Here is a 26,611-nt window from a genome sequence, read left to right as displayed (position 1 = left end):
CCCACACTCTATAGAAGAATGATTTTGAGAGTCATTCTCATTAGTATTTAGTTACATTTTATCGATTTAAATTAACAATCCCCCCGTTAGGTAAAATACTCGCCTGTAAACGACTGAAAAATCCGTTGTATTTCAGGTATTCGCATTCGCTTTCCGAAGAACGGTCTGCGAGCCTTCGGCCCCTCTGACCGACGGCGAGCATGGTTTTTTCACCTCCATTTGAGAATAGTTATCAGTTACACTTCGTCGCAACTCACGGGAGAACCCTTCCCGAACCGACTAACGGGCGCCCGAAGCTTCCACCGCGTTTCACCCGAGCCGAGGGCGCGTTTCTCTTCGTTTCCACCGATATGACGACTTCGAAGACCACCCCCATTCTTTCTCTCGCTCTTCTTTCCTGCGCGGTTTCCGCCGCCTGGGCGACCGAGGCGGGCTACACCACGCTTGACGAATCCGTCGTTTCCGCTTCGGGCTACGAGCAGGACACCCGCGAAGCACCCGCGAGCATCTCCATTACGACCGAGCGCGAACTGCAGACCAAGCCCGTGACCGACCTCGGCTCCGCCGTGGGTGACGTGCCGGGCGTGGACGTCGCGCAGACGAAGATGGGCAACAGCACGGTGTCGATCCGCGGGTTCGACGCCGCCTACACGCTCTTCATGATCGACGGCAAGCGTCAGAACGTCAGCACGGCGATGATCGACAACGGGTTCGATCCGACCTCGGCCTTCATTCCGCCCGTCGGCATGATCGAGCGCATCGAAGTGCTGCGCGGCCCCGCCTCGGTCGCCTGGGGGTCGGATGCCGTGGGCGGCGTCGTGAACGTCATCACGAAGCGTCACCCCGATCGTCTCACCGGGAGCATCACGATCGACGGCACGATTCAGCAACACGACGAGTACGGAAACCGCGGCGGTTCGAGCTTCTACCTCGGCGTCCCCCTGAAAGATGGGGTCGCGTCGCTGACGATGCGCGGCCGCTACCAGAAGTCTGGCAAGGATGAAATCACCGCCCCGAACGGCCAGTACGCCACGCACTCCTCGACCGAAACCTACCTCGGGAATTTCGGCGCGCGCCTCAACCTCACGGTCGACCCGGAAAACTTCTTCTACGTCGACGGCGACTTCTCGCGCTTCCAGGGCGGCTCCATGCAAACGAGTTCCTCGAGCATTCAGTCGCGTCGCTGGTACCAGAAGTACAACTTCCTCGCCGCTCACGAAGGGACGTACGACTTCGGCCGCACGGAAACCTACGTGATGGCCAACGGGCTCGATCTTCTGCGCACGCAATCGTCCCTCAACCCCTGGTCTTCCGGCAACAACGCGGTTGCGAGCACGACGGAAGGCTCCTGGAACGATCCCCTGCGTTCGACCTGGAGCTACACGGCCGCAACGAAATTCACCTCCCCCGTCGAATTCGACGCCTACGGGAGCATGATGGTGACGGGCGGGCTCGAAGGCACCTACGAAACCTTCAAGGACACGCAAACGGAAATCATCCGCGACAAGACGCTCGATCAGTCGGTGATCTCCGCCTTCCTCGAGTCCGAATACTTCATGACCGAGCAGTGGATCGCCACGGTGGGCGGTCGTGCGACCTGGAGCGACATCTTCGGCGCTCACTTCTCGCCGCGCGCCTTCCTCGTTTATAAGCCCCTCGAAGCGCTCAGCTTCAAGGGCGGCGTTTCCGCGGGCTACAAGACCCCGAACGTCAAGCAGCTCACGAACGGCGCCTTCAGCGGGACGCAGGCCGGCGACCGTACGTTCGGCAACCCCGACCTGAAGCCCGAAGAAAGCTGGAGCTACGAACTCTCCACGACGCTCGACATCGCGCGCGCCGCGCAGCTGACGGTCGGGGGCTTCTACACCGACTTCAAGAACATGATCGCGACCGAAGACATGACGGGCGCCGACCACATCGGCTCGGACGGCAAGGCCGACAAGATCCAGATCAACTACGGGAGCGTGCGTACGCGCGGCATCGAAGTCCTTCTCAAGACGGCGAGCTTCCACGGTTGGTCCTTCTCGACGGGCTACACCCTGACGGACGCCGAAATCCGCGACGGCGCGAGCCGCGGCAAGCGCCCGAACGAGCTTCCGAAGCACAGCTGGCAGAATCGCCTCGACTACGCGAACGGCAACTTCAGCGCCTACCTGAAGTCGACGTCGAAGTTCGACATGGCGGTCACCTCGACGAAGGGCGCGCCGACTTCGGACACCTACAACGACGTGACGATCGTGGATCTCGGCGCCTCGTACGGCTTCATGAAGAACCACCGCATCTCGGTGGCGGTCAACAACGTGCTCGACCAGTCGACGACCGACTGGGAAGCCATCGAGTCGAAGGGCAAGGTCTCCTACGCGAACCGCTACAGCGACATGGTCGACGGGCGCAACCTCTGGGTGTCCTACACCTACAGCTTCTAAGCCTCGTCGGTCGCACGAGAGCCCCAGCGGGGCATTCCCCGCGGGGCGCGCATTCCGAAGGGAAGCTGCGCGAACGGGCTTTTCGCCGACACCGGCGCGAAGCCCGTTTTTTTCGCATCTCGCATTCGTGCATTTGGTAATGAGAAGGGTTATCAGTTAGAATTGCATCCTCAATTCTCTTCCGACTCTTGTTACGGGAGCCCATCGTGGAATTTCTCAAAGAAAGCATCGATTACATCATCTTCGCCGTGCTCGGTCTCATGGGCTTCGTCACCGTCTGGCTCACGATCGAACGCGTGATGTTTCTCAAGCGACTCGATCCGTCGGACTACGCGACGAAGGACGAGTGGGACGAAGCGCTCACGAACAATCTCACGACGCTCTACATCATTTATTCGAACGCCCCCTACGTGGGTCTTCTCGGCACGGTGATCGGCATCATGATCACGTTCTACGACATGGGAATGAGCGGCAACATCGACGCGGGCCACATCATGACGGGGCTCTCGCTCGCTCTCAAGGCCACCGCTCTCGGTCTTGCGGTCGCGATTCCGACCCTCATCGTCTACAACGCCCTGCAGCGTCGCATCAACGTGCTTTCCGCCCGCTGGAAGCCCCGGGAGGTCGAAGCATGATCGAAATTCCGAAAAAGGAACCGCTCAACATCGTTCCCTTCATCGACATCATGCTCGTCCTTCTGGCGATGGTCCTCTCGATTTCGACCTTCATCGCCAAGGGCGAAATCCCGATCGATCTGCCGAAGGCGAATTCCGCGAGCGCGCCGAGCGCGAACGCCTCGCCCGTGCTGCTGCAGATCGATGCGGCAGGCGACATTTTCTGGAACGACGAAAAGTACGAACTCGAACGCCTCGACGAGGTCGTACGCGGCCTGAAGCCCGAAGAACGCGTGCTTTTGCGCATCGACAAGGCGGCGACCTTCGACCGCTTCATCCAGGTGATCGACCTTTTCAAGACGCACGGCCATGAAAACTTCACCATCGCTGCCGAAAAAGCACAGTGACGCGCGACGCCACCGGCACTCGTTCCTGATCGCCTGCTCGATCTACGCACCTCTTACCGCCCTCGCCTTCTTCGGCTTGACGGTCAACGCACCGCTTCCCGCGGGAGAGCCCCTCCCGATGACGATTGCGTTCGCGCAGATAGCGGGGGCCGCCGCCCCCGCCGGCGCCCCTGCGGCGGAAACGGCACCGCCCGAACCCGCAGAAGAGATCGTCGACGAGCCCGCTCCCGAGCTGCAGCCGGAACCGGAACCCGAAGCGACGCCTCCGGAGCCCGAGCCCGAACCGGTTCCGGAGCCTGAGTCCGAACCCGAGGTTATTCCGGAGCCCGCTCCGAAGCCCGAGCCCAAGCCTCAACCCAAACCGAAACCCGTCGAGAAGAAAGTCGAGAAGCCCGTCGAAAAGAAGGCGCCGAAGCCCGAAGCGAAGCCCGCACCGGCCGCCGAAACACCGAAGGCCGCAACGACGCAACCCCTGCCTCCGGGCGTCGTTCCCCAAACGGGGGGCACTCCCGCCGCGGGCGAAGCGGGCATTGCGACGCTCGTGCACGGGGAGACGAACGATCCGTTCCTTGCCGACGTGAAGCGTTTGATCGAATCGAACCTCGTCTATCCTCGCAAGGCGCGCCGTTTCGGCAAAGAGGGTACCGCCCTCGTGCAGTTCACGGTCGCCAACGACGGACGGCTTTCCGAACTCGTCATCCACACGTCTTCGGGCGAAGGGATGCTCGACCGCGCGGCGCTTGCCGCCGTCACGAAGGCCGAGTCGCTCTGGGGAGCTCCGGGTCGCACGGTGCGTCTGCGCCTTCCAGTCGCTTTCCGCCTCAAAAATTCGTAATCGAAGGCCTATAAAGTTTCCCCTCGGCGGAAATCGAGGGGTTTTTTCCATCCACTCAGCCAAAGTGCAAACGAGACAGGCACAACTCTCCCACCGCAAGGATCGACCGCCCCTCTTCCACCTCCTCCTTTGCCCGCCCCGCTTCGGGCTACGCCCGCCGCGTACCTCAGGTTTTCTCCTCCGAACTTCTCCCGGGTAGGGAAAGTTCTCTCCCTAGCTCTCGGCCCGTCCCGCCTTTCGGAGCCCCGAGCACTTCAGCCTCTCGCACCGCCGCATTCTTCGGCCGCCGGCAGTTTGCATTTTTCCCAAACTCCTTCGCAATTCGTGCGTTGCTGGCGCCGGAGCCCCGAGCGACACTCAGCCTCAACCGATGCAGTCCTCGCGCCCTCTGAGACCACCTTGTGCGAGGCTCGTCGGCAACAACGCCACATGAAAAGGAGACCCTCATCATGGCGAAGTGCACACTCAACCGTCGAACCTTCCTGAAGGTTTCGGTCGCGGCGGGTGCCGCGGCCGCGCTTGACGCGGATGGACTCTTCGTACCGGCCGCCGAGGCCGCCGAAGGAGCCGCCGAAGAAACGAAAATTGTCAAAACCTGCTGCCGCGGCTGCATTCAGAATTGCGGCGTCCTTGCGCACGTGCGCAACGGACGCGTCGTGAAGCTCGAAGGCAACCCGGAATATCCGATGTCCCACGGCGCGCTCTGCGCGAAGGGGCTTTCGGGCATCACCGCGCTCTACCACCCGAACCGCAACAAGTATCCGCTCATTCGCGTCGGGAAGCGCGGCGAGAACAAGTGGAAGCGCATCTCCTGGAAGGAAGCGATCGACACCATCGCCAAGAAGATGATGGAGGTTCGGGAGAAGTACGGCGCCGAATCCGTACTCGTCACGACGGGCGGAGGCGGCAACCCCGCCTTCCGCGGCATCGCCCGCTTCTGCAACGCGTTCGGTACGCCCAACTTCTACGAACCGGGTTGCGCGCAGTGTTACCTCCCGCGCACGCTCGCTTTCGACATGATGTACGGCGGTCCCGACACGAGCATCGCCGACGAAAAGAGCCGCGAAATCTACAATCCCAACACGAAGATGAAGTCGATCGTGCTCTGGGGCACGGACAGCAGCTACAGCTCGCCCGCAACGGGCGGCCTCGCACTCGTCGAGTTGCGCGCCAAGGGCGTCAAGACCGTCTCAATCGACCCGCGCTTCGTCCCCGAGGCGGCACGCGCGGACGTGTGGCTCCCGGTCCGCCCGGGCACCGACGTGGCGCTCATGCTTGCGTGGATGCGCTTCATCATGACGGAAAAGCTCTACGACGAGGATTTCGTCATGCACTGGACGAACCTCCCGTATCTGGTCGACGCCGCAACGAAGATGCTCGTGCGCGCCGACGAACTCGATCCGAAGGGGGACGAGAAGACCTACGTCGTCTGGGACCGCAAGACGAAGTCCCCGAAGGCGATCCGCTATCCCTGGGACGACGCACTCGACCCGGCGCTCGCGGGGACGTTCGAATGGAACGGCCGCACGCTCAAAACCGGCTGGACGATGCTCGCCGAACGGGTCGAACCTTGGACCCTCGAAGCCGCCGGCAAAGAGTGCGACCTCGATCCGAAACGCATCGAAGAGGCAATCCGCATCTATGCGGACGGCCCCTCGGGCATCGCGCTCGGCGTCGCCACCGACCAGACGCCGAACTCCGTGCAGGCCGCCATGGGTTGCGTCATCCTGAACGCCCTCACCGGCAACGTCGAGCGTCCGGGCTCCCTCATGCAGCGCAACCCGACGAGCAACGTCGTGCCGGCGGGGTCGCTTGCGACCCGGTGCTCCTACCTCCTCCCGAAAGGACAACTCGCGAAGCGTCTCGGCAGCAACGAGCACAAGGGCCTCATCCAGTGGGACGCAGCCCAGCCTACCGCGGTGCTTGAAGCCATGCTCACCGGAAAGCCCTACCCGATCAAGGTCTGGCTCGAGCGTTCCGGCAACAAGATGGCCGTGAACGGCCAGGCCCAGAGCTGGGTCGAGGCGATGAAGAACGTGGACCTCATCGTCCACATGTACATGTACCCGACCTCGTTCTCAAACTACGCGGACATTCTGCTGCCCGCCACCGAGTGGCTCGAAACGAACATGCTCGTCGAGTCCCTCAACATGATCTTCGCCCGACAGGCGGTTGCCCACGTCTGGGAGACCGAGGACGAGACGCTCTTCTGGTCCAAGCTCGCGAAGCGCTGCGCCGAACTCGGCAACGAGAACTGCAAACGCGCCTGCGACCCCGCCTTCATGAAGGGCGACCTCGCCTACTGGGATTCGATGGAGGAGCTCCTCGATCAGCGCCTCAAGACCGTCAACCTCACGTGGAAGGGCCTCCTTGAGCACAACCCCTACGAGTACCTCCCCTACGAGAAGTGGAACACCTATGGCGTATACCTCGAGAAGGACCCGAAGACGGGACTTCCGAAGGGCTTCCGGACGCCCTCGAAGAAGCTTGAGCTCTACGGTGAAGTGTTCATCACGCTCGGCCGCACCGGAAAGCCCTACGCGCTCGACGAGGTACCTCCGGTCAAGAAGGACTACGACCCGTTGCCCTACTACCTGAAGCCGAGCGAGGCCGCGCCCGAAATCGTCAAAGACTTCCCGCTCGTCCTCACGAACGGCCGCATCCCCGTCTACCACCACGGGACGCTGCGCAATTCGCCCTTCCTGCGCGAAATCTATCCGGTGCCCGAACTCTGGATCAATCCGGCGACGGCCGCGAAGTACGGCCTCGCGCAGGGGGACTGGGCCTGGATCGAATCCCTGCGCGGAAAGATCCGCGGCAAGTGCCGTCTGACGGAGGGCATGGCCCCGGACGTCGTCTACATGGAACGATTCTGGACTCCCGAGACCGTCAACACGCCGACGGGCGGCTGGCAGGAAATGAACGTCAACGTCCTCACGAAGAACACCGCGCCCTTCAACGACATGGTGGGTACCTACACGCTGCGCGGCATCGCCGTGCGCGTCAGCAAGGCGCCGGGCAAGCCCGAAGGCGTCTGGGAAAAGCCCGAGGACTTCAAGGCGTGGCTGCCGCAGCCGACCGATCGGACGCCCAACCCGCAACTCTAATTCAACGCGAACGCCGGGGCGACGCCTGATTGGCGCCCCGGACGGAGACCATCATGACTCAAAAAACCATGGTTATCGATCTCGACCGTTGCATCGGCTGCATGGCTTGCGAGATCGCCTGCAAACAGGAAAACGGCGTGCCGCTCGGGGTGTACTACAACAAAGTGCTCTCCATCGGCCCGATGGGGAAGTTCCCCGACGTCAAGCAGTACTTCCTGCCGACGCTCTGCCAGGTCTGCAAGGACGCGCCCTGCGTCAAGGTGTGCCCGACGGGCGCGACCTACCGCACCGAAGACGGTCAGATCATGATCGACAAGGAAAAGTGCATCGGGTGCCGCGCCTGCATGACGGCATGCCCCTACGGCGCGCGCTCCTTCAATCCGGAAACGAAGGTCGTCGAGAAGTGCACGCTCTGCAACCACCTGCAGGAAGTGGGCGAAGCTCCCGCCTGCGTCAAGGCATGCTGCGCCAAGGCGCGCTTCTTCGGCGACGTCGACGATCCGGAAAGCGACGTTTCGAAGGTTCTCGCAGCGGCCGGCCCCGAGAACGTGCACTCGCTGCCCGACACCGGGAACCATCCCACCGTGCGCTACATCCTGCACGAAAAGAACGGGCACTGGCAGGCCCATCCGCCCAAGATGCAGTAAGAGGCGGCGATGAGCGGCGGTTTGTTCTCACTCTCCGTCCTCGCCGCGACGGCCGCGCTTTCGGCCGCCGCGGCCATGGCGGCCCTGCCCGCGCTCGAACGCGAGCTCGTTTCGTACGCGCGCGTGCGCGCGGTGCTCGCGTTCGTCGGCCTCGCACTTCTCGCGCACCTCGCGGCGACGGCCGCCGCTTTCGGACGGCCGGCGCTTCTTCTGAACGTGCTCGCGCACCCTGCGAGCCCCGTTTTTCGCGGCGTCGCCTCAAGCCTTGCGGCGCTCGCGTTCCTTTTCCCTTACGCCCGCGCCCTGGCGAGCGGCGACGACCTGCGCCGTTGCAGGCGACTCGCCGCGCTCGCGGGCGTCGCGGGCTGTGCGCTTGCGTTCGCGCAGGCCTCCACCCAATACATGCCCTGGCGCGAAGCCTGGGCCTCGCCCGCCGTGATACTCCCCGAAGCGGGACTGTGCGCCTCGGGTGCCGTCGCGGTACGGGCGGCCTTCGTGCGCCGGCCGCTCTCCTTGCGCGAAGCCCTCCTCGCACTCTCGGCTCCGGTCGGTGCGGCGCTCTATGCGCTCGCGCTCGGTCCGGAGAGCGAGCCGCTTCGAAGGCTCCTATCGGTCGAGCTCGCGCTCCCGGCCGCGACCTGCATCGGACTCTCAATCGTCACGCCCCTCGTCGCACTCGGTCCCTGGCTGCGCCGCGCACCCCAGCACGCGGAAGCCGCGGCGGCGTTCGCCGCGACGGCGGCCGCCATGGGATTGACGCATGCGACGCTTGCGGCGCTCGGCGAAGCGGCCTGGCGCTTTTTCGGATAAACCCCTTTTGGAGAACCTCTCATGACCACCACGGCTGACCTTCGGGCGATCGCCGACTCGCGCGCCACGCTCTACAAGCTTCTCTCGTGCCTCTACCTTGAGGAGGTCGACGTCGAGACACTGAAGGCGCTTTGCGCGCTCCGGTTCGAAAACGCCCCCGAGGCGATTGCGGCGCCGGCCGCGCGGCTGCGCGCTCGGTGCGAAGCGATGACGGACGACACGCTCAGAGCCGACCTCGAGGCGCTCGCCGTCGACTACGCGCGCATCTTCCTCGGTGCGGGTGTCGCCGAAGGCGACGCCGCCGTCCCGTACGAATCCGTCTACACGAGCCCGCAGCGGCTCCTTATGCAGAACTCCTGGGAGAGCGTGCGGCGCGCGTACCTTGAGCGCGGCATCGCCGTGAAGCCCCGGATCGGACTCTACGAAGATCATCTTGGGGTCGAGCTCGGCTTCATGGCGTCGCTCGCCGCGCAGGACGGATCGGCCGAAACGACCGAGGCGCTCCTTGAGGAACTTCGCTTCGAGGAGACCTTCCTGCGGGATCACCTTCTCGGCTGGGTTCCGCGTCTTGCGGCCGACGTACGCCGCATCAAGGGAACGACGGGCTTTTATCAGGACGCCGCGGACCTCACCGAGGCGTGGCTCGCACTTGATGCGGAAACGCTCCGGGACCTGAGGGAGGAACTTCAGAGCGAAGAGGTTTCCGACAAGGCCGCCTCCGACAACTGACGCTCGGACGGACGGTCGTCCGTGCGGGCGACCGCAGGATCCGGCCGTTGGAGCGGCCTCGGTGAGCCGAAAAGGAGATACTCGTTGTCATGACACAAAGCCCTCGGGATGAACACGCGAAGAGCGAATGCGGTCCGGAACGCGACCGTGAACATGAAGGCGAGCGCGAAGTTGAGTACAAAGTAAAGGAATGTACCGAGCGAAGCGCTTCGGGCGACAGGTCCGACGCCGGTGCGGACCTTCATCCGCACCCGTACGCCCGTTCTCGCCGCGATCTGATCGCGGGTGCGGGCGGCGTCGGAGCGCTTCTCCTCCTCGGAACGCTCGTGCACCGAAGCGAAGAGGGGCCCGACGCCTCGGCGCGCCCCGAGCCCGTTCGCCCGCCGGGCGGCCGCGACTTCGCGTCGCTTTGCCTGCGTTGCGACCGCTGCCGTAGCGCGTGCCACGCCGACGTCATTCGTCCGGGGGGTCTCGAAGAAGGGCTCCTCGTCATGCGCACCCCCGTCCTCGACTTCAAGCTCGGGTGGTGTGACTTTTGCGGCGATTGCGCCGACGTCTGTCCCACGGGCGCGATCCTCCCCTTCGACCCCGAGACCGAGCGCGTCGGGCTCGCACGCCTCACCGACGCCTGCATCGCGCTTCGCACCGGAGCGTGCCGCGTCTGTGCGGACGTCTGTCCCTACGACGCCGTGACGCTCGTCGACGGAAACCGCCCCGAAATCGACCCCGAGCGTTGCAACGGGTGCGGACGGTGCGTCCTCGAGTGCCCGTCGAACGTCTTCCAGTCGCTTCGCGCGACGCGCGGCATCGAAGTCGTCGCCCGCAAAGGAGTACCGTCATGAAACCCGGTCGCGTCGCCCTGCTCTTCGCGCTTCTTTTCGCACTCGGACTCGTCTTTCACACGGGCTGGGGTACGCCCTCGGCCTTCGGCGTCGACGTCGTCACCGCGCTCTGTCCGGTCGGAGCCCTCGAGACCTGGGCCGCCTCCGGAACGATCGCCCCGAGGGCCTTCTGGGCGCTTCTCGCGACGGTGATCGCCGTCCTTCTCATCGGCCGCGCCTTTTGCGGATGGATCTGCCCCATTCCCTGGTTTCGGCGCCGACTCGGGCGCGAAGGCCCGGTCGACCGGGAGAAGGAACACGAATATGCCAAGGATGAACCCGGAGAGGCAGCCGGTAAAGCGACCGAAGCCGCATCCGGAGAAGAGGCTCGCCCCTCGCGCGCGCCCTACTGGGTCCTGGGCGGCGCGATCGCGAGCGCCGCGGCCTTCGGCTTTCCCGTCTTCTGCCTCGTTTGTCCCGTGGGGCTTTTCTTCGCTCTCCTCGTGGGGCTCTGGCGCTTTGCGCTCCATCAGGAGTTCGGGTGGTCCCTTCTTTGGGCGTCGGGCTTTCTCGCCTTCGAACTTCTGGTGCTTCGGCACTGGTGCGCGAGCTTCTGTCCGATCGGCGCGCTCCTCACGCTCCTGTCCCGATTCAACCGAACCTTCCGCCCCGCCGCGGACCCCAAGGCGTGCGTGGCGAGCACGCGCGGCCTCGCCTGCCGGCTCTGCACGCGGGCCTGTCCCGAGGGAATTGATCTCGCGCGCGCCTTCCGGGGGCAGCTCCCGCCCGAGGAGCTTGCGCGCTGCACGAAGTGCGGCGCATGCAAAGCGGCCTGCCCGACGCACGCGATCGCCTTTCCGCTCACGCCCGCCGCATTCGCCGCGGAGCACGACAACCGGATCGAAAAAATTGAAAAGGTCGAAATGGTCGAAAAGACCGTGCCTTCCGCAGGGGCTTCGGCAACGACTTCCGCAACCGGCGCGGCTGCGGGCATCCCTCGCCGCAGCGTGCGGGGCGACTCCGGCCCGATGACACCTTACGAGACCGTTCTTGAGGCCGAACGGTGTCTCCTCTGCGGCGCCTGCGCAAAGGTCTGTCCGCAGCACCGGGACCCGACCGCGTGGCTACGGCCGGCGGCTCGCGGCTCGCTCGACGAGGCCGAGGAGATTCTCCTTCGTCCGGGCACGCTTCCCGAAATCTGCGGACTCGTTTGTCCGAGCGAGCGGCTCTGCGAACGCGCCTGCATCCTCCCCGTTGACCCCGACGGAACGGGCGGACCGATCGCGATTGCGGCGCTCGAGTGCTCCATCGCCGAAAACGGACTCGCCTCGGGACGGCGCCCCGCGGTGCGCCGTCCCCGCGAGCGCATCCGCGTCGCCGTCGTCGGTTCGGGCCCCGCGGGGCTCGCCTGCGCGGACGCGCTCGCGCGCTTCGGCGCGACGGTCGAGATCTTCGAGAAGAGAAGCAATTTCGGCGGCATGCTCTCGCACGGCATGCCTCCCTTCAAGATGCCGCGCGAAACGATCGCTAAGCGCGTCGCGGCGCTCGAAGCGCTCGGCGTCGTCCTTCACGCCGGCACGGATGCCGCGAAAGGGCTCGAACTCTCGAGCGATTCCTGCGATCCGAACACGCCGGGCGCCACGACCCCTCTTCGTCCCCTTCCGGGCGGGTTCGACGCGATCTTTCTCGCCTTCGGAGCCGAAGCGCCCGCGCCGCTCGGACTCGCGCACGAAGGGGCCGAAGGGGTCCTCTCGGCGAAGGACCTCCTCGAGCGCCCGTCGGACGCGTCGCTCACGGGACTGCGCGTCCTCATCGCGGGCGGCGGCGACACGGCGGTCGATGCGGCGCGCACGGCGATTCGCGAAGGCGCCGCCCAAGTGATCGTTCTCTCTCGAAGCCCGCGAAACCGCATGAGAGCGCACGCGCGCGACGTGCTCCTTGCCGAAGCCGAAGGCGTGCGGTTTCTCTGCGAATACGAAGTTGCGGACATTCTTGCGGACGAAGACGGACGCTTCGAGGCGGTTGAAGTCCGCACGCCCGAGGGGACGGAAAGAATTGAGGCCGACCGTCTCGTCGCCGGGGTCGGCTTCCGTCCGAGCGCCCCCGACTGGGTGCGCGCGCTCGGGGTCGAGACGGACCCCATCGGTCGCGTGCGCGCCCGGAATACCCGGACCGCGCGCCCGGGCATCTACGCGGGCGGCGACGCGGTTCACGGATCCTCCCTCGTATCCACGGCCGTCGGCGACGGACGACGCGCGGCGGAAGCGATTCTGCGCGACTTCGGCGTCCTGCCTCCGGGAGAAACGCTCGGTGCGGGCTCCGGCACGCCCCGCCCGCTCCAGCCCCGACAATCTCTCTCATCTCTTCAAGCGCAAACCCGCATCGCATCATGACCGACATCGTCTTCCACGAGCTTCAACTCAATCCCGCACGCTGCGTTCGCACGCGGCATGCGGCGAGCAGCTGCACCGTCTGCGCGGACGCCTGCCCGCAGCACGCAATCGCGCTCGACCGCGGCACTCTGACGCTTCGCGCCTCGGCCTGTACCCGATGCGGACTCTGCGCCGCCCTCTGTCCCATGAGCGCGCTCGCTCTCAATCCCGCAGACGAAACGCTCGCTCACGCCGTCCGAGCACGCCGCGCAGCGGGGGCGGAGGTCGTGGTCTTCGCGTGCGAGGGGTGCGGGTCATTCGGGGCGGCGTCGGCGGTGCACGAGGCACACGCCCCGAACCCGACCGAAATCACGCTTCCCTGTCTTCTGCGCCTCGGCGTCGACTGGGCGCTCTGGAGCGCGGCGGGAGGCATTCGCCGCTGGATCTGGAAAACGGGTGACTGTGCGACTTGCGGGGTCTGTTCGCCGGGTGAGGGAGCAGAATCCCCCGCGCCTTCGGCCGATCCCTCCCTCCTTTCCCGACGCGCCGCGGCTCTGACGGAGGGCGTCCACCGCGCCGGCGGCGAGATCTCGATCGAAATCGAGCGCACGTCGGACGGGACGATGCCGGAGGCGCGCCTCCCGACCGCAACGGAAGCGCACGAGGCCGGGAACGAGAACGGGAGCGATACGCCCGCGTCGCCCGCGAAACGTGCGTCCTTTCGCCGGCTCTTTGCGGGCTCCGCCGATCCCTCCGAGTGCTCCGATTCTGCCGACCGCAGCTTCGGCCCGTTACTCGGGCGCGAAGCGCTCGAACCCGTCCCGCTCGCTCCGGTCCGCCAGCGCCTCCTCGCCTCCCGTGCGGCCTTCCCGAGGAGCTTCGACGCCGCGGACTTGCATCTTCCCGACGTCCTTCCCGGCCGCCGAAGCGGGCCTTGCAGATCGTGCGAATCGTGCGGACTGTGCGTGCGCTTTTGTCCTCAGGAGGCGCTCCGTTCGGAGGACGCTGGAATCGCGCTCGATCCCGCACGCTGTTCCGGGTGCGGCCTTTGCGCCGATCTCTGCACGGCGGACGCCTTGAGAATGCGCACACGCGCTCAGGGCGAATCCCTCTCGCCTCGAATCCTCCTCCGAAGCCGTCCGGCCGGGGCCGAAGGGGACCTTCTGCAACGCGAGGACGCTCCAGCGTCCGAGATCAACGCCGCCTTCTCCCCGGAAGCACTCGTAGCCGAGATGTTCGACGCCCCCGTCTACCGCACGTGAACCCCGGAGCCCGATTGCAGCACTCTCCAGTAGGCGAGCGCAGTCTCGCGCCTGCCCGCGGCGTCGAGCGCCCCGGTCTGATCGCGCGCCTGGATCGCGAGCCAGTCGGCAAGCGCGCGAAGCCGCGGCTCGCGTATTTCGTCCTCGAGGCGCGTTGCCACCGCCATGTGCCAGCGGCGGCGCTCCCAGCCGCGCATGAGCGGAACGACGACGCCGGTGCGCAACTCCTCGACGAGGTGCCCGAGATAGATGTCGACCGCAACGCCCTCGTGGTCCAACATGCGGCGTTTGAGCACGAGCTGCTCGTGTTCGTGACATTCGCTCTTCCAGCGCAGAGGGGCGCTCGGCACCCCCTCGCGCCAGAGGCACTCGGTGGGCGTCTGGTTCACGCCCGAGAGGAGCAGCCCCGCATGCTCGGCGAGTTCCTCCGGACACTCGGGCGTCCCGTAACGGCGCAGATATTCGGGCGTTGCAACGGGAACGGCGCTTCCGCGGCTGTAGGGCCGCAGCACGAGTCCCGCATCGTCGCAGAGCTCGCAGTTGAGCACCGCAAGGTCGGCCTCGTCGGTTGCGGCGAACTTCTCGAGTGCGAGCTCGCGGTAGAGCACGAATTCGAATCCGGGCGAGCGCTTCGCATAGGCGCGCAACATGGGCCCGAAAAAGAGGCACGTGAGATCGGCCGGGGCTGTGAACCGCACGACGAACGGATCCGCCTCGCCGCGAAGACGCCGCTCGAGCCGGACGAAGGCTTCGACGTGCGGCCCCACCTCCGCCGCAATTTCCGTTCCCGCATCGGTGGGAAGCATCGGACGCCGCGTCCGATCAAAGAGCGCGCACCCGAACTCGCGCTCGAGCTCGAGCAGAAGCCGCGACACCTTCGTGATCTCCAGGTCGAGTTCCAGCGCCGTCTGCGAGATGCTCCCCGTTCGCACCGCACTCAGAAAGACGCGCCAGGCCAGGATGTTCTTCGAAATGTCCACGCTCTCTCCTTTGCTGTACTTTGCTCCGGGTTCGCGCCCGCGATGCGGGCCGCCGAGAACTCTCTTCTTTTCCGCTCATTATGGCCACATCGGGCCGTTCCGGGCTTCGGTACGAATCCGCCTTGACGAGAACCGAACTTCGTGCCGTCGCGGCTGCCTTCACGTATTCTTTCCGAAAAAGTCGTCACGGTCGGGGCAAAAATCGAGGTTGCCGTCAATTTTTCGAACACTGTGCCTTCCTCTTTCGCCTGAAGTCGAAGGACTTCTGCGCCGATCTCCGTGAGAGCACTGCGATGCAAACACCCCGCGGGAATCGCTCAACCGATCCCCGCATCTATAATTAGCCCGCCCGTGCGAACGCGTTCGCGTTCGCCCCTTCGCGGCGACGCGCCTTCGGGTGCCTTGCCGCCGACATCCGACAATCCATTTCTGTGAGTGAGCCATGTACGAAATCGCCCCGCTTCTTGACGACCCGATCCACAACCTGAAGACGATCCGCGACCTCTACCGCTGGGCCATCACCGAGATGGAAACGGCGGATCTCTCCTACGGTCACGGCTCGCCCGACAGCTGGGAAGAAGCGTCCTTCCTCATCTGCCGCGCGCTCAAGCTCCCGTTCGAGCACTTCGAAGAATTCCAGGACGCGGCGCTTACGCACAACGAACTCGTTCGCCTCGTACACCTCGTCGACCGTCGCGTCCACGACAAGGTCCCGACCGCCTACCTTCTCAAGGAAGCCTGGCTCACCGGGCACCGTTTCTACATCGACGAGCGCGCCCTCATTCCGCGCTCCTACATCGCCGAACTCCTCGAAGAAGACCTCGCCCCCTGGATCGAAGATCCCTATGCCGTTTCCTCCGTGCTCGACCTCTGCACGGGATCGGGGTGCCTTGCGATTCTCGCCGCGGGCGTGTTCCCGAACGCGGCCGTGACGGGGAGCGATCTTTCCGAAGACGCTCTGGAAGTCGCGAAGATCAACCGCCGCGACTACGACCTCGAGGACGCGCTCGAACTCGTTCGGGGCGACCTCTTCGAAAACCTCCAAGGCTGTACGTTCGACCTCATCATCTCGAACCCCCCGTACGTCACCACGGACTCGATGTCGCGCCTTCCGTCCGAGTACCGTCACGAGCCCGAAATGGCGCTCGGCGCGGGTGCGGACGGCATGGACGTCGTGCGACGACTCCTCCCCGAAGCGCGTCGTCACCTGAACGACAACGGCATCATCGTCGTCGAAGTGGGCGACGGGCTCGAAGCCGTCGAAGCCGCCTTCCCGGGGCTTGAGCTCACGTGGCTTTCCGTTTCGGGAGGGGACGATCAGGTCTTCATGGCGACCAAGGCCGAACTCGACCGCTACTTCGGGGCCTGATCCCAAATGTTGCGTCTTCAAAATCTCGCGCTTGCCCGCGGTACCCGCGTTCTTTACGAACACGCGACGCTCGTTGCGTCGCCCGGCGAACGGATCGGTCTCGTGGGCCCGAACGGCTGCGGCAAGTCGACCCTGTTCGCCGCGATTCTGGGCGAACTCTCTCCGGAAGCGGGCGACATCGAAACGCCCCCGCAGGACCGCATCGCCCACGTCGCGCAGAGTTTCGTCGCGGAGCCGATGCCCTGCATCGACTTCGTCCTTTCGGGGCACGCCCCTCTGATGGCGGCACGCGCGGCGCTCGCCGCCGCGGAGGCCTCGGGCGACGAAATGGCGCTTGCAACCGCGCACGCGAACCTTGCGGAACTCAACGAAGGTGCCGTCGTCGCGCAGGCGCGCACGATTCTTGCGGGGCTCGGCTTTTCGCAGGCAGACGGCGACCGGTCGGTCTACGACTTTTCGGGCGGCTGGCGTAACCGCATCGCGCTCGCGCGAGCGCTGATGCGTCCCGCGGATTTGCTGCTCCTTGACGAACCGACCAACCACCTCGACATCGACAGTCTCATCTGGCTCGAAAACTGGTTGAAGCGCGTCGAAGCCACGGTACTCATCATTTCGCACGACCGCGAATTTCTCGACCGTGCAGTGACGACCGTCTGGTCCGTCGAAGACCATTCGGTCGTGCGCTACGCGGGGAACTACACGAAGTTCGAAGCCGAGCGGATCGAAAAGCTGAAGCTTCAGGACGCGGCCCACCGAGCCTACGAACGCGAGGCGGCGAGCCTTACGAGCTTCATCGAACGCTTCCGCGCTAAGGCGACGAAGGCCCGTCAGGCGCAGTCGCGCATCAAGATGCTCGAACGCCTGAAGGCGGTGGAACCCGTGCGCGCCAAGCGCGAATGGCGTTTCGAATTCCCGAAGCCCGTGCGACTGCCCGAGCACCTCGTCGACGCCGAAGCGATGCGGATCGGCTACGGCGACCGAGTCGTTCTCGACAAGGTGAGTTTTTCCGTCCGCTCGGGCGAGCGCATCGGCGTTCTCGGCGTAAACGGCGCCGGGAAGTCGACGCTCGTCAAGGCGATTGTCGGGGAACTTCCCCTGATGGCGGGCGAAATCCGTCGCGGTCAGGGGCTTGAAATCGGCTACTTCGCGCAGCACCAGCTCGATCAGCTGCGCACGGACGAGACGCCTCTCGAACACATGAAGCGGCTCGCCCCCGACGTGCGCGAACAGGATCTGCGCGACTTCCTCGGGATCTACCGCTTCTCGGGCGACTTTGCTTCGAGCCTCGTGGGTCCGATGTCGGGCGGCGAAAAGGCGCGCCTCGCGCTTGCTCTCATCGCCTGGAAAAAGCCCAACCTCCTTGTTCTCGACGAACCGACGAACCACCTCGACATGGAAACGCGCGAAGCGCTCACGATGGCGCTCTCGACCTTCGAAGGGGCGGTCCTCATCGTTTCGCACGACCGACATCTTCTTCGCGCCGCAACCGAACGCCTCTGGCTCGTGCACGAAGGGCGCGTCGACGAGTACGACGGGGACCTCGACGACTACGCAGAGCTCGTCCTCGAACACCGTCGCACGACGGCCGCCGTCGAGCGCGCCGAGCGCCTGGCCGCAAAGGAAGCGCCCTCCGTCAACAAGAAGGAAGCGCGTCGTCAGGAAGCGCAGGAGCGTCAGCGCATTGCGGAACTGCGCAAGCCCCTCAAAAAGGAGCTCGACAAGGTCGAAAAGGAACTGAGCCGCAAGAGCGAAGCCCTGAAGGCGCTCGCCGCCCGACTCGCCGATCCGGAACTCTATTCGAGTGCGGACCCCGACGAAGTTGCGCGCGTGACGCGCGAACACGGCGAACTCGCGCCGCAGGTCGAAGAGCTTGAAATGCGCTGGCTCGAACTCTCCGAGCAGATCGAAGCCGTGGTCTGAGACCGTTCGCTCTCGAGCAAGAAAAAGCGGAGCACGCCTTTCGGAGCGGCTCCGCTTTTTCTTTCGCGATCTTCACGCCCGAGAGTCGCTCGACTCGGAAGTCTGAGCGGGCGCTTCGGGCGCCGGAGCCCCCGCACCGCGCACGGATTCGATCAGGTGGTAGACGATCGAATTCACCACCTCGGCGTCGCGGTCCATTTCTTCTTCCGTCGGATCGCGCCCTTCGGCAAAGGCCTGCTTGCAGCGCGGACCGTAGCGCAGCACGTAACCCATGACGATTTCTTCGCGCTTACCCTGCGGCATCGCGGCCGATTCATCCATGAGGTAGAGGTTGCGCATGTCACTCATGAATTCGGCGTTCCCCATCATTTCCGTCATGAACTGCATGTCGAGGGGATTGACGCTGTTGAAGCCCACGCGTTCGACGTCGAGCGCGTCCGCGGCTTCGGGCTTCCAGTCGGGGTAGTCCTTGAGGAATTCGGGCGTCACGCGGTTCTGGTTGATGATCCCTTCGAAGTCGGGCAGGGTCGAGTTCGCAAGCTGCAGGTTCGCCGTGACGAACCCCGTGTAGGCGGTAATGAGGCTGTCCTTGCAGTTCGTGACCGAAATCACCTTGTCGCCGCCCATCTGAGCGAGTTCGCCCGTCATGTCGAGGAACGACATCACGAAGTCGATCGCGAAGAGGCAGACGAGGTCGCGCTTTTCCATGAAGCGGTTCTGCACGGGAACGCCCGCGTGAATCATCTTCGCGAGGCCCCAGCGCTCGCGCAGGGCGTCAAGCGCGCCGTTACCCATCCAGTTCGAGTCGTCGCGGTAGTCGGGACGGATGTTGAGAAGCGTCGCCGCCAGAGCGTACGCCACCGCCGCGACGCGGTCTTCGCGTTCTTCAAGCGTGTAGGGCGCGCCGCTGTGGAGCGCCCGGGCAAGCGAGTACGCAAAGCCGATGAACATGTCTTGGAGCTCGAAGTAGTTCGAGAGGTCGCCGTGCTGCTGCTCGGGGCCCGACCAGTTCTGGGCGAGGAATTCGAGATGCGGGAAGCCCTGTTCTTCGTAAAAGCGATTGTTGAGCGATTCGCGCAGGTAGTCGAGCATCTGCACGTAGCTCACGGGCCGATCGGCGCCTCCCTGACGACGCTTCGACAATTTGCGCGCACGGCGCGCCGCAACCTTACTCTCCGGCATGATGGGGCGGGTCCTTTTTTTGTATTCGTGTGCGGCCGCAATTGAGAGTGGAGCGTCGCAGCGGCCTTTCGACGCAGTCGGAAAAAGACTTTAGCGCGCATTTCTTAAGTCTTGATTGCGCTTTTCGCGCCGCCGACCGTCCCTCCCGACAACGCACGATTCGGACAAATCTTAGGACCGATTTGAGAAGGTGCGGCCTCGGGTATACAATGAGGCGAAACCGTTCGATCCCGTATCGCGCCTGCGTCCCCGAAGGGGCACCCCGGTTCGGGCGTTTTTCCTTTTTTTCTCCCTATTTCCCGCAACTGTGAGGTTCAACGACATGTCCGACATCGACCGCGACCTTTCCGAGACCGAAGCGGCGCACCTGATGCCCGATCCGGAATGGCTTCAGGCCACCCTGAACGACGCGAGCGAAGCGCTCCTTGAGGTGCTCGCCAAGCTTGAGGCGAATCCCGACGAGGAGACGTCCGAAGAAATTCTCAAGCACGACCTCGTGCATGTCTACGCGAAGCTCAACTACGCGGTGAATTCCGCCCGCCTCGGCCCGGCCGCGCTCACGGCCCTCTCCGAAGACGAAGTGATCGCCTGGCCGGCGAAGATGCCGTTCCTCACGTTCGACGAAATCGACGACCTCGGCTGCGAAGAAGAGGACGAGGACGCCGAAGCCTGAGCCGGCGCTTTTCTCAAAGAATTCGGCCCGAACGCTCGCGAAGCGTGCGGGCCGTTTTTATCTTCGGGGGCGCGGTTGGGGAGTCGTTGCAACGCGGGCGACTCAGTTCCAACCGTTGAATTCCGAGACGGTCTTCCAGGCGACGTCGCGCAGGAACGCGGCGGTGTCGGGGGCGAGCGGCTTTTCGCACTCGCCGAAATAGTTGATATCGGCAGGCGTACGGTGAAAGAGCGTCGCGTAGAGGACGGCACCGTAAAGGTACGAACCCGCCGCCGACGGATGACTCTTGTCGGGCATGTACATTTCAAGCTCGGGCTTCGACTTGATCGCCTCCGCGAAAGCGAGCCCCACCGGTACGACGCGCATCTTCGCCTTGTTGGCGATGCGAATCGTCGTGTCGGCGATCCGCACGATGTCGTCGGGCTTGTTCTTCTTCGCCCAGGTCATGACGAGAAGCGGCGTGCTTCCCGCTTCGCGGATGATGTCCGCCTGTTCGATCGCGTACTTTTCGAAGAAGGGAATCCGCTTTTTCGACGTGGCGCCCGCCGAATTTTCCTGCAACAGTACGACGTCGAACATGGGATGCGCGAGCTTTCCGTTCTTGACTTCGGCGTAGGGATCCTGCTCGTGGGGCGCGAGGTAGTGCCGCATGTCGTGGAACGACAACGAACCCGAGGAAATCGTGAGCAGTCGCGTTTTCATCGTTTCCTTCGGAGTGCCGTTTTGCATGAAGCCGCGCAGGTAGGTGTGAACCCCGCAGTTGTAGAAGGAATAGGAATTTCCGACCAGGAGCGCAACCTTCGGGGCTTTCGCAAGCGGTGCGGTCATGTCGGGGGCGACGGTGTTTTCGAGCGCCTGCGCGCACCCGACGGCAAGGAAAGCACCGGCCGCAACGGCGGCGAACTTTCGAACGAATGACATGATGGAAGTCCTCGTGAGATGCGGGCGCGGGCCGTCAGGCCTCGGCTCCCGCGTTGTTTCGGGCGTCAGAACTTGTGAACCAAACCGACCGCGATCGTCGTACGGTCGAGGTCCCCGTCGCCGTTGTAGATGTTGTAGTCCTTCGCGAGCCCTTTGCGCCCTTCGAGGTGCGAAAGGACGCCGTAGACGTTGGTGCGCTTGCTGAAGGGATAAATGTAACCCGCGCCGAGCGCGTAGTAGCCCGCATCCCGACCGAGGTCGCCCACGTTGTTGTTCGCGATGTTGCGGCTGTTTTCGCCTTCGACGTAGATGCCGCTCAAGCGAACGGAGCCGCCCCACGCGGGAATCCGTGCGCCGATCATGTAGCTGTTGCCGTCCCAATCCTTGATTTGCGCGTTCTTCGCGACTTCGCCGTGCTTGCCGATCTTGATGCTCTGCAAAGCGCCGACGCGGTCGAGCCCCCAGCCGCGCTGGTAGCCGCCCATAAGCTCCATGAAGCCGAAATCGTACTTCGCACCGACGAAGAGCGTCGTCGGATCGGCGTCGTCGTTGTCGGCGTAATCTTCGTCGCTCATGAAGATACGTTCCGCCCCGACCATCACGCCGAAGTTCCCGTACGTGTAGTCAACGGTGCCGCCGAGGAAGCGGTTGTTGTCGTTCCACTTTTCGGCCTCGGTGCCGCTCGTATTGAGCGAGCCCGCGAGGACGACACGAAAGCCCGCGAGCTTCGGCGACTGGTAGAAGATACCGTTGTCGACGCGCCCGCCCTTCCCGTAGAAAAGCAGACCCGCGTCACCGTACGTGACGCCGAACGGCGTAAAGCGTCCGATGCGGGTAAATTGGTCGGAGCCCGACATGGGCTTCCCGGAGCGGCCGAAGGCGAGTTCGCCGTAGGAGCGGTGGTAGAGCGAAAGCGTCGACTGCCGACCGAAGAGTTTTCCTGAGCTTGAGAATTCGCCCGTATCCGAGTCAAAGCCCGACTCCAGAACGAAGTGGACGGCCCAGCCGTCGTTCGTGAGCGCTTCGCTGCCTTTTAGGCCCCAACGGGACCCGGTGGAGCGGCCCGAGGTCATTTCCGCCGTGTCCTGCGCGTCGCCGTGGTTGATCGTATAAAGGAAGCCCGTGTCGAGACGACCGTAGACTTCAACGTCGGCGGCTTGGGCCGTTCCGAACATTCCGAAAATCGCGAGCGCGAGGGCGGCCGCCGAGGCCGAGCGGGTGAGTCGAGTCATGATGCGTTCTCCTTTTCTGGTCGGTTGTGCGGCCCCCGGGTCAATGGGTCCGCACGAGATTTACACCGAGTGTAGGAGGACGCAGCCGAGGCTCACCAGACCGCGGCGGGCAAAGAAACTTTGCCGTTTGCGCAATCGGCCGGACCGAAGAGCCTTCGGATCTTCGACGCACGAAGGCCGCTCCGGACGTAACCGGGGCGGCCTTGCATGAGCTCTTGGGTCAGGGCTTCGGACCCGACCTTGCAGCAGGGCTTACGGTTTGATGAGCGCTTCGGGGACGAGCGGATCGCAGTCGACGAGTTCGAGGCTCGTCACCATGTCGGCCGTTCCCTCCTTGTACTTGCGGAAATGCAGCGTCCGGATGTGATGCCGATAGGCCTCTTCGCTTTCGTAGATTTCAAGGATCGCAAACGACGTCGGATCCTTCTTTGCCTGAAGGCTGTAGAGCACGCGAACGCCGGGCTCAAGCCGCATCGATTCGCGGCCCACCTCAGCGCAACCCGCATCCTTGAGGGGGTCGACGGCGAGGAGCTTCTCAGCGCTTCGGGCGAAGCGGCCCGCACGATCATCATGCCGCCCGTACCGTCTTCGTAACCGCCGAAGCAGAGAATGTCGCCCGATTCGAGGTAGGCGTTCAGGTAGGCGATGTGACCGGGGATGTGGGGCGGCGCCGCTTCACGGTCGTGAATCACACGTTGACAAGGTACTGCATGGCTTTTCCTTCTCAGGCGGACTTTTCAACCGATTCGATTTCGGCCGAGAGACGCTCGGCGTGCGCGTCGGCCGCCTCAAGGACGCGGCGCAAGTCGTCTTCGGTGCTCACGCCCGGAACGTACATGGCGCCGCACGTCCAGATGGGCGTCAGCATCTCCAGCCCGCAGAGGCGCGCCGTCTGCATCAGGAGCGGTAGGAAATCCTTGACGGGCCAGCCCATGCCGCCCCCTCGCACGTACTCTTCGGCGGGAGCGGCCGTCGTAAAGGACAAAACGAGCTTCTTGCCGTGAAGCGCCGTGCCGCCCGTACCGAACGCGAAACCTCGCGTCAGAACGGCATCCATCCACGTCTTCATGAGAGCGGGCACCGAGTACCAATAGAAGGGGAAGTGCCACACGAATTTCCGAAGATTTACGGGCCACTCGTCCGTGCAGTTTCGTAAACGCGTGCGGCTCTACGAAGCGAGAAAGCTTCTGCTTTCGCACCGCATGAACGTCGCGGGGTCGTCGTTTGCGGTCGGGTACGAAAGCTCGTCGTAGTTCGTGCGCGACTACAAGGGGCTTTTCGGAGAGCCGCCGCTACGCGACATCCGCAGGCTCTCGGCGACCGACTCGGTCGGGGATGTCGACGTGGTCGATGCGGTCGGTTGCGTTTTATTCGAGGAAATTCAACCTCTATGTTTCTCCTAAGTTTCGTTTCCTACACTCTCCTCAACGGTCGGGGAAAGTTCTCCCGACAAACGAAAAAACGAGCAACGACAACCGATTTCCTCTTCCAAGGAGTACGCCATGCTTACGAAGAAAACCGCCGTTTCCATCGTCTCCGCCTTCGCGCTCTTCGCAGGCGTCACCGCGCTTCAGGCCGCCCCGCAGGGGTTTGACCCCGCGCCCCAGAACGCCGCCGTGCCCGCGGGTCCTCAGGGGTTCGATCCCGTGAACGTCCCGAAGACCGTCGCCGAAGTGAAAAAGAACGGCTACGACGACCAGCACGTGGTTCTGAAGGGGCGCTTCACGAAGCAGCTCTCGCGTGAAAAGTTCGAATTCACGGACGACACGGGCACGATCGTGGCCGAACTCGACGACGACCGCAACTGGAGCCACATCCGCAAGGACGCCCCCGTTGAAATCACGGCCGAAATCGAACGCGAACGCCTCGGGACCGTGATCGAACTCGACGTGAAGAGCGCCCGCGCGCTCTGACATCCGACGCTCCGACCTCCGAAAGCTTCCGGGCTGAATCCGAAAGCCTCGGACGGACCGGGATGATCAAAGGCCGCATCCCCACCGGGAATGCGGCCTTTCCAATGCTCGTCGGGTTAAGCCGGTTGCGGCGTTCAGTTCTTCGCCGGGCGCAGATCCCGCAGGCGCCAGCCCGTGACGAAGAGCACCCCGAAGTAGAGCACCGCCGCGCCCGCGACGAGCAGCGCCACCCCGAGCGCACGGTACGCCCAACCGAGCTGCGTCCAGTCCTGTCCGTCCTGCACCCAGTAAAGGGCCGCCCCCATGAGGGCGGTTGCAAGGAATACCCGCAACGCGTAGACGCCCCAGCCCGCAAGGGGCTTGTAGATGCGGCGCTTTCCGAGAATAACGAGGAGCGTCAGGGCATTGACGCAACTCCCGAGCCCCACCGACAGAGCAAGCCCCGCGTGCGCGAGAAGGGGCACGGCCGCGAGGTTGACGAGCTGTACGACCACAAGCGACGCGAAGGCCGCGCGCACGGGCGTTCGGATGTCTTTGCGGGCGTAAAAGGCGGGGGCCACGATCTTCAAGGCGATGAGCCCCATCAGGCCCGCGCTGTAACCCACGACCGCGGTCGCGGTTTGACGGACGTCTTCGGGCGAGAAATTGCGCCCCTGAAAGAGGAATGCAACGAGCGCGTCTGCCGTAAGCCACAACCCGACGCTCGCGGGGAGCCCCACGAGAACGACGAGACGCAACCCGTGGTCGAGCAGACCGTTGTAGCGCTCCAGATCGTTTTTCGCAAAGGCGGCGGAAAGACCCGGGAGCAAAACCGTTCCGAGCGCGACACCCAAAAGCGCCGTCGGGAATTCCATCAGGCGGTCGGCGTAATTGAGCCACGTCACCGCGCCGTGCCCGAGATGCGAAGCAATGTTGGTGTTGATCAAAATCGAAAGCTGCGCAACCCCTACGCCGAAGAGCGCGGGCACCATGAGCTTCAGAACGCGCCGCACGTCCGCGTCCGCCAGGCTCGTGCCGAAGGCACGCGGCCGTAGCCGCACGCCGAGGCGCGCAAGCGCCACCCACTGAGCTCCGAGCTGCAACACGCCCCCGAGCATGACGGCACCCGCCAACGCCCAGATGGGTTCCTCCAAGCGGGGCGCGACGAGGATCGTGCAGCCGATGAAGGAGAGGTTGAGAAGGATGGGCGTCGCCGCCGGAATAGCAAAGTGCTTAAGCGTATTGAGGATCGACGCCGCCAACGCCACGAGACTCATGAAGGCGATGTAGGGAAACATGAAGCGCGTGAGCGCGACCGCCAAATCGAAGGCCTCGCCGTTTTCGCTCATCCCGCCCGCAATCGCCCAGACGAGCAGCGGCGAGCAGAGGACCCCCAGGACGCTTGCCGCCAGCACCGCCGCACCGAGAATCGTGAAGACGTGGTCGACGAAGGCCGCGCCGCGCTCGGGACTTTCGCGCTCGCGCACGTCGGAGAGCATCGGCACGAACGCCTGCTGGAAGGCCCCTTCGGCAAAGAGCCGTCGAAGCATGTTGGGAAGACGAAACGCAACGTAGAACGCGTCGGTTTCCGCAGACGCACCGAAATAGCGGGCGATCAGCATGTCTCGGATCACCCCGGTGATGCGGGACACCAGGGTGAGGCCGGAAATCGTGGCGGCGGACTTGATGAGCGACATTCGAAACTCGAAAATTTCGGGCGCTCTGGGTTTGTAGCGCCGTTCGAAATTTGGTATAGTTGAGGACTTTTCGGAGCCTGGCAGTTTAATGCCTGCGGACGACGGGCTGTGGTGAAATTTTGCAACCGCACGCACGACGGACGAGGCGGACGACGGCCGAACGTTTCGAAAATACTCCGCGACTGATCGATCTGATGGTTGTCGGAGCCGCCGCCGGAACGCTCGTGCGTTTCGGGGCTTTGTTTTTCACACGAACCGGCCGGGCCCACGCTCCCCCATCGGGCGCATGAAGCTGAGGCCGGCCGGGCTCCCCGATTCGGGGACGTTCATCAAGGACACACTACAAATGGCTAACACCAAGCAAGCTCGCAAGCGCGCCCGCCAGATCGTTGCGCGCAACCTGCATCTCTCGGCTCAGCGCAGCGAATACCGCACCGCCATCAAGGCCGTGCGCAAGCTCGTCGTCGCCGGTGACAAGACCGCCGCTCAGGAAGCCTTCAAGAAGGCCGAATCCGTGATCGACTCGATGGCTCGCAAGGGCGTTCTCCACGCCAACGCCGCCGCTCGTCACAAGAGCCGCCTCTCCGCTTCGATCAAGGCCATGGCCTAATTGCGAGTGAAGCGCTCGGGGTTCTCGAACCCCGAATGAAAAGAGTCCCCGATAACCCTCAGGATCGGGGACTTTTTTTATGCGCGTTTTTTGCGTTGTCGCGCG

24 protein-coding genes are annotated in these 26,611 nt (G+C 64.1%); 17 read left to right on the top strand and 7 right to left on the bottom strand.

Annotated elements, in window-relative coordinates; all coding sequences use genetic code 11:
* Positions 1–350 precede the first annotated feature (350 nt).
* The 11 genes from S6FBBBH3_RS04125 (at position 351) to S6FBBBH3_RS04075 (ending at position 14,030) form a co-directional block, all read left to right on the top strand.
* Complete coding sequence (locus S6FBBBH3_RS04125) at positions 351–2,426, top strand: TonB-dependent receptor domain-containing protein (protein ID WP_120176548.1); 2,076 nt, start codon at positions 351–353, stop codon at positions 2,424–2,426.
* Between the two features lie 206 nt (positions 2,427–2,632).
* Complete coding sequence (exbB, locus tag S6FBBBH3_RS04120) at positions 2,633–3,061, top strand: TonB-system energizer ExbB (protein WP_120176547.1); 429 nt, start codon at positions 2,633–2,635, stop codon at positions 3,059–3,061.
* A complete protein-coding gene (exbD, locus tag S6FBBBH3_RS04115) occupies positions 3,058–3,447 on the top strand; it encodes a TonB system transport protein ExbD (protein WP_120176546.1) in 390 nt (129 codons plus the stop codon). The genes exbB and exbD overlap by 4 nt, the downstream gene beginning before the upstream one ends.
* A complete protein-coding gene (locus tag S6FBBBH3_RS04110; RefSeq protein WP_120176545.1) occupies positions 3,410–4,282 on the top strand; it encodes a TonB family protein in 873 nt (290 codons plus the stop codon). Before exbD ends, S6FBBBH3_RS04110 begins: the two co-directional genes overlap by 38 nt.
* A 449-nt stretch (positions 4,283–4,731) precedes the next feature.
* Positions 4,732–7,389, top strand: a complete 2,658-nt coding sequence (locus S6FBBBH3_RS04105) for a molybdopterin-containing oxidoreductase family protein (protein ID WP_120176544.1) — start codon at positions 4,732–4,734, stop codon at positions 7,387–7,389.
* 53 nt (positions 7,390–7,442) lie between these two features.
* Positions 7,443–8,036, top strand: coding sequence for a 4Fe-4S dicluster domain-containing protein (locus S6FBBBH3_RS04100; protein ID WP_120176543.1), 594 nt, complete (start codon positions 7,443–7,445; stop codon positions 8,034–8,036).
* Between the two features lie 21 nt (positions 8,037–8,057).
* Positions 8,058–8,846: a hypothetical protein gene (locus tag S6FBBBH3_RS04095; RefSeq protein ID WP_123957636.1), complete on the top strand. Its 789-nt coding sequence runs from the start codon at positions 8,058–8,060 to the stop codon at positions 8,844–8,846.
* Positions 8,847–8,867: 21 nt separating this feature from the next.
* Positions 8,868–9,575 carry a TorD/DmsD family molecular chaperone gene (locus S6FBBBH3_RS04090; RefSeq protein WP_120176541.1) on the top strand — a complete coding sequence of 236 codons (708 nt, stop codon included), beginning with the start codon at positions 8,868–8,870 and terminating at the stop codon, positions 9,573–9,575.
* Between the two features lie 89 nt (positions 9,576–9,664).
* On the top strand, positions 9,665–10,417 hold the full coding sequence (locus tag S6FBBBH3_RS04085; protein WP_120176540.1) for a 4Fe-4S dicluster domain-containing protein: 753 nt from the start codon (positions 9,665–9,667) through the stop codon (positions 10,415–10,417).
* Positions 10,414–12,789 carry an FAD-dependent oxidoreductase gene (locus S6FBBBH3_RS04080; protein ID WP_120176539.1) on the top strand — a complete coding sequence of 792 codons (2,376 nt, stop codon included), beginning with the start codon at positions 10,414–10,416 and terminating at the stop codon, positions 12,787–12,789. Before S6FBBBH3_RS04085 ends, S6FBBBH3_RS04080 begins: the two co-directional genes overlap by 4 nt.
* Positions 12,786–14,030, top strand: a complete 1,245-nt coding sequence (locus S6FBBBH3_RS04075) for a 4Fe-4S binding protein (protein WP_120176538.1) — start codon at positions 12,786–12,788, stop codon at positions 14,028–14,030. Before S6FBBBH3_RS04080 ends, S6FBBBH3_RS04075 begins: the two co-directional genes overlap by 4 nt.
* Here the strand turns inward: S6FBBBH3_RS04075 and S6FBBBH3_RS04070 are convergent.
* Positions 14,018–15,010: a LysR family transcriptional regulator gene (locus S6FBBBH3_RS04070; protein ID WP_120176537.1), complete on the bottom strand. Its 993-nt coding sequence runs from the start codon at positions 15,008–15,010 to the stop codon at positions 14,018–14,020. The two genes, S6FBBBH3_RS04075 and S6FBBBH3_RS04070, sit on opposite strands and share 13 nt — an antisense overlap.
* 442 nt (positions 15,011–15,452) lie before the next feature.
* On the opposite strand from S6FBBBH3_RS04070, the gene prmB reads away from it, so the two are divergent.
* Together prmB and S6FBBBH3_RS04060 are read left to right on the top strand one after the other, a co-directional pair.
* Entirely contained in the window at positions 15,453–16,379 is a 927-nt protein-coding gene (gene prmB / locus S6FBBBH3_RS04065) for a 50S ribosomal protein L3 N(5)-glutamine methyltransferase (RefSeq protein ID WP_120176536.1), read from the top strand.
* A gap of 6 nt (positions 16,380–16,385) precedes the next feature.
* Positions 16,386–18,299 carry an ABC-F family ATP-binding cassette domain-containing protein gene (locus S6FBBBH3_RS04060; protein ID WP_120176535.1) on the top strand — a complete coding sequence of 638 codons (1,914 nt, stop codon included), beginning with the start codon at positions 16,386–16,388 and terminating at the stop codon, positions 18,297–18,299.
* Positions 18,300–18,371: 72 nt separating this feature from the next.
* On the opposite strand, the gene S6FBBBH3_RS04055 is transcribed toward S6FBBBH3_RS04060, so the two are convergent.
* Complete coding sequence (locus S6FBBBH3_RS04055) at positions 18,372–19,481, bottom strand: hypothetical protein (protein ID WP_120176534.1); 1,110 nt, start codon at positions 19,479–19,481, stop codon at positions 18,372–18,374.
* A gap of 322 nt (positions 19,482–19,803) precedes the next feature.
* Between S6FBBBH3_RS04055 and S6FBBBH3_RS04050 the strand changes: the two genes are divergently transcribed.
* A complete protein-coding gene (locus tag S6FBBBH3_RS04050; protein ID WP_232008832.1) occupies positions 19,804–20,154 on the top strand; it encodes a hypothetical protein in 351 nt (116 codons plus the stop codon).
* 102 nt (positions 20,155–20,256) lie between these two features.
* On the opposite strand, the gene S6FBBBH3_RS04045 is transcribed toward S6FBBBH3_RS04050, so the two are convergent.
* The 4 genes from S6FBBBH3_RS04045 to S6FBBBH3_RS04030 all read right to left on the bottom strand — a co-directional run bounded on the left by S6FBBBH3_RS04045 (position 20,257) and on the right by S6FBBBH3_RS04030 (position 23,418).
* A complete protein-coding gene (locus tag S6FBBBH3_RS04045) occupies positions 20,257–21,075 on the bottom strand; it encodes an SGNH/GDSL hydrolase family protein (protein WP_120176533.1) in 819 nt (272 codons plus the stop codon).
* A 65-nt stretch (positions 21,076–21,140) separates the two neighbouring features.
* Positions 21,141–22,307, bottom strand: coding sequence for a porin (locus tag S6FBBBH3_RS04040; RefSeq protein ID WP_120176532.1), 1,167 nt, complete (start codon positions 22,305–22,307; stop codon positions 21,141–21,143).
* A 252-nt stretch (positions 22,308–22,559) separates the two neighbouring features.
* Positions 22,560–22,796 (bottom strand): putative quinol monooxygenase, encoded by a 237-nt coding sequence (locus S6FBBBH3_RS04035; RefSeq protein ID WP_408646492.1) that lies wholly within the window; start codon positions 22,794–22,796, stop codon positions 22,560–22,562.
* Between the two features lie 235 nt (positions 22,797–23,031).
* Positions 23,032–23,418: an NAD(P)H-dependent oxidoreductase gene (locus tag S6FBBBH3_RS04030; protein ID WP_120176531.1), complete on the bottom strand. Its 387-nt coding sequence runs from the start codon at positions 23,416–23,418 to the stop codon at positions 23,032–23,034.
* 31 nt (positions 23,419–23,449) lie between these two features.
* Here S6FBBBH3_RS04030 and S6FBBBH3_RS11405 point away from each other — a divergent pair, with 31 nt between their 5' ends.
* Both S6FBBBH3_RS11405 and S6FBBBH3_RS04020 read left to right on the top strand, forming a co-directional pair.
* Entirely contained in the window at positions 23,450–23,560 is a 111-nt protein-coding gene (locus S6FBBBH3_RS11405; RefSeq protein WP_120176530.1) for a helix-turn-helix transcriptional regulator, read from the top strand.
* 249 nt (positions 23,561–23,809) lie between these two features.
* Positions 23,810–24,220, top strand: coding sequence for a YgiW/YdeI family stress tolerance OB fold protein (locus tag S6FBBBH3_RS04020; RefSeq protein WP_120176529.1), 411 nt, complete (start codon positions 23,810–23,812; stop codon positions 24,218–24,220).
* Between the two features lie 134 nt (positions 24,221–24,354).
* Here S6FBBBH3_RS04020 and murJ read toward each other — a convergent pair whose 3' ends face one another.
* Positions 24,355–25,896, bottom strand: coding sequence for a murein biosynthesis integral membrane protein MurJ (murJ, locus tag S6FBBBH3_RS04015; protein WP_120176528.1), 1,542 nt, complete (start codon positions 25,894–25,896; stop codon positions 24,355–24,357).
* 346 nt (positions 25,897–26,242) lie between these two features.
* Between murJ and rpsT the strand changes: the two genes are divergently transcribed.
* Positions 26,243–26,506, top strand: coding sequence for a 30S ribosomal protein S20 (gene rpsT, locus S6FBBBH3_RS04010; RefSeq protein WP_120176527.1), 264 nt, complete (start codon positions 26,243–26,245; stop codon positions 26,504–26,506).
* Positions 26,507–26,611: the final 105 nt, after the last annotated feature.

The sequence above is a fragment of the Sutterella megalosphaeroides genome (assembly GCF_003609995.1).
In the GTDB taxonomy this organism is placed as follows: Bacteria; Pseudomonadota; Gammaproteobacteria; order Burkholderiales; family Burkholderiaceae_F; genus Sutterella; species Sutterella megalosphaeroides.
The sequence above is the reverse complement of the archived record's forward strand: the minus strand, read 5'-3'. Positions and strand labels throughout refer to the sequence as shown.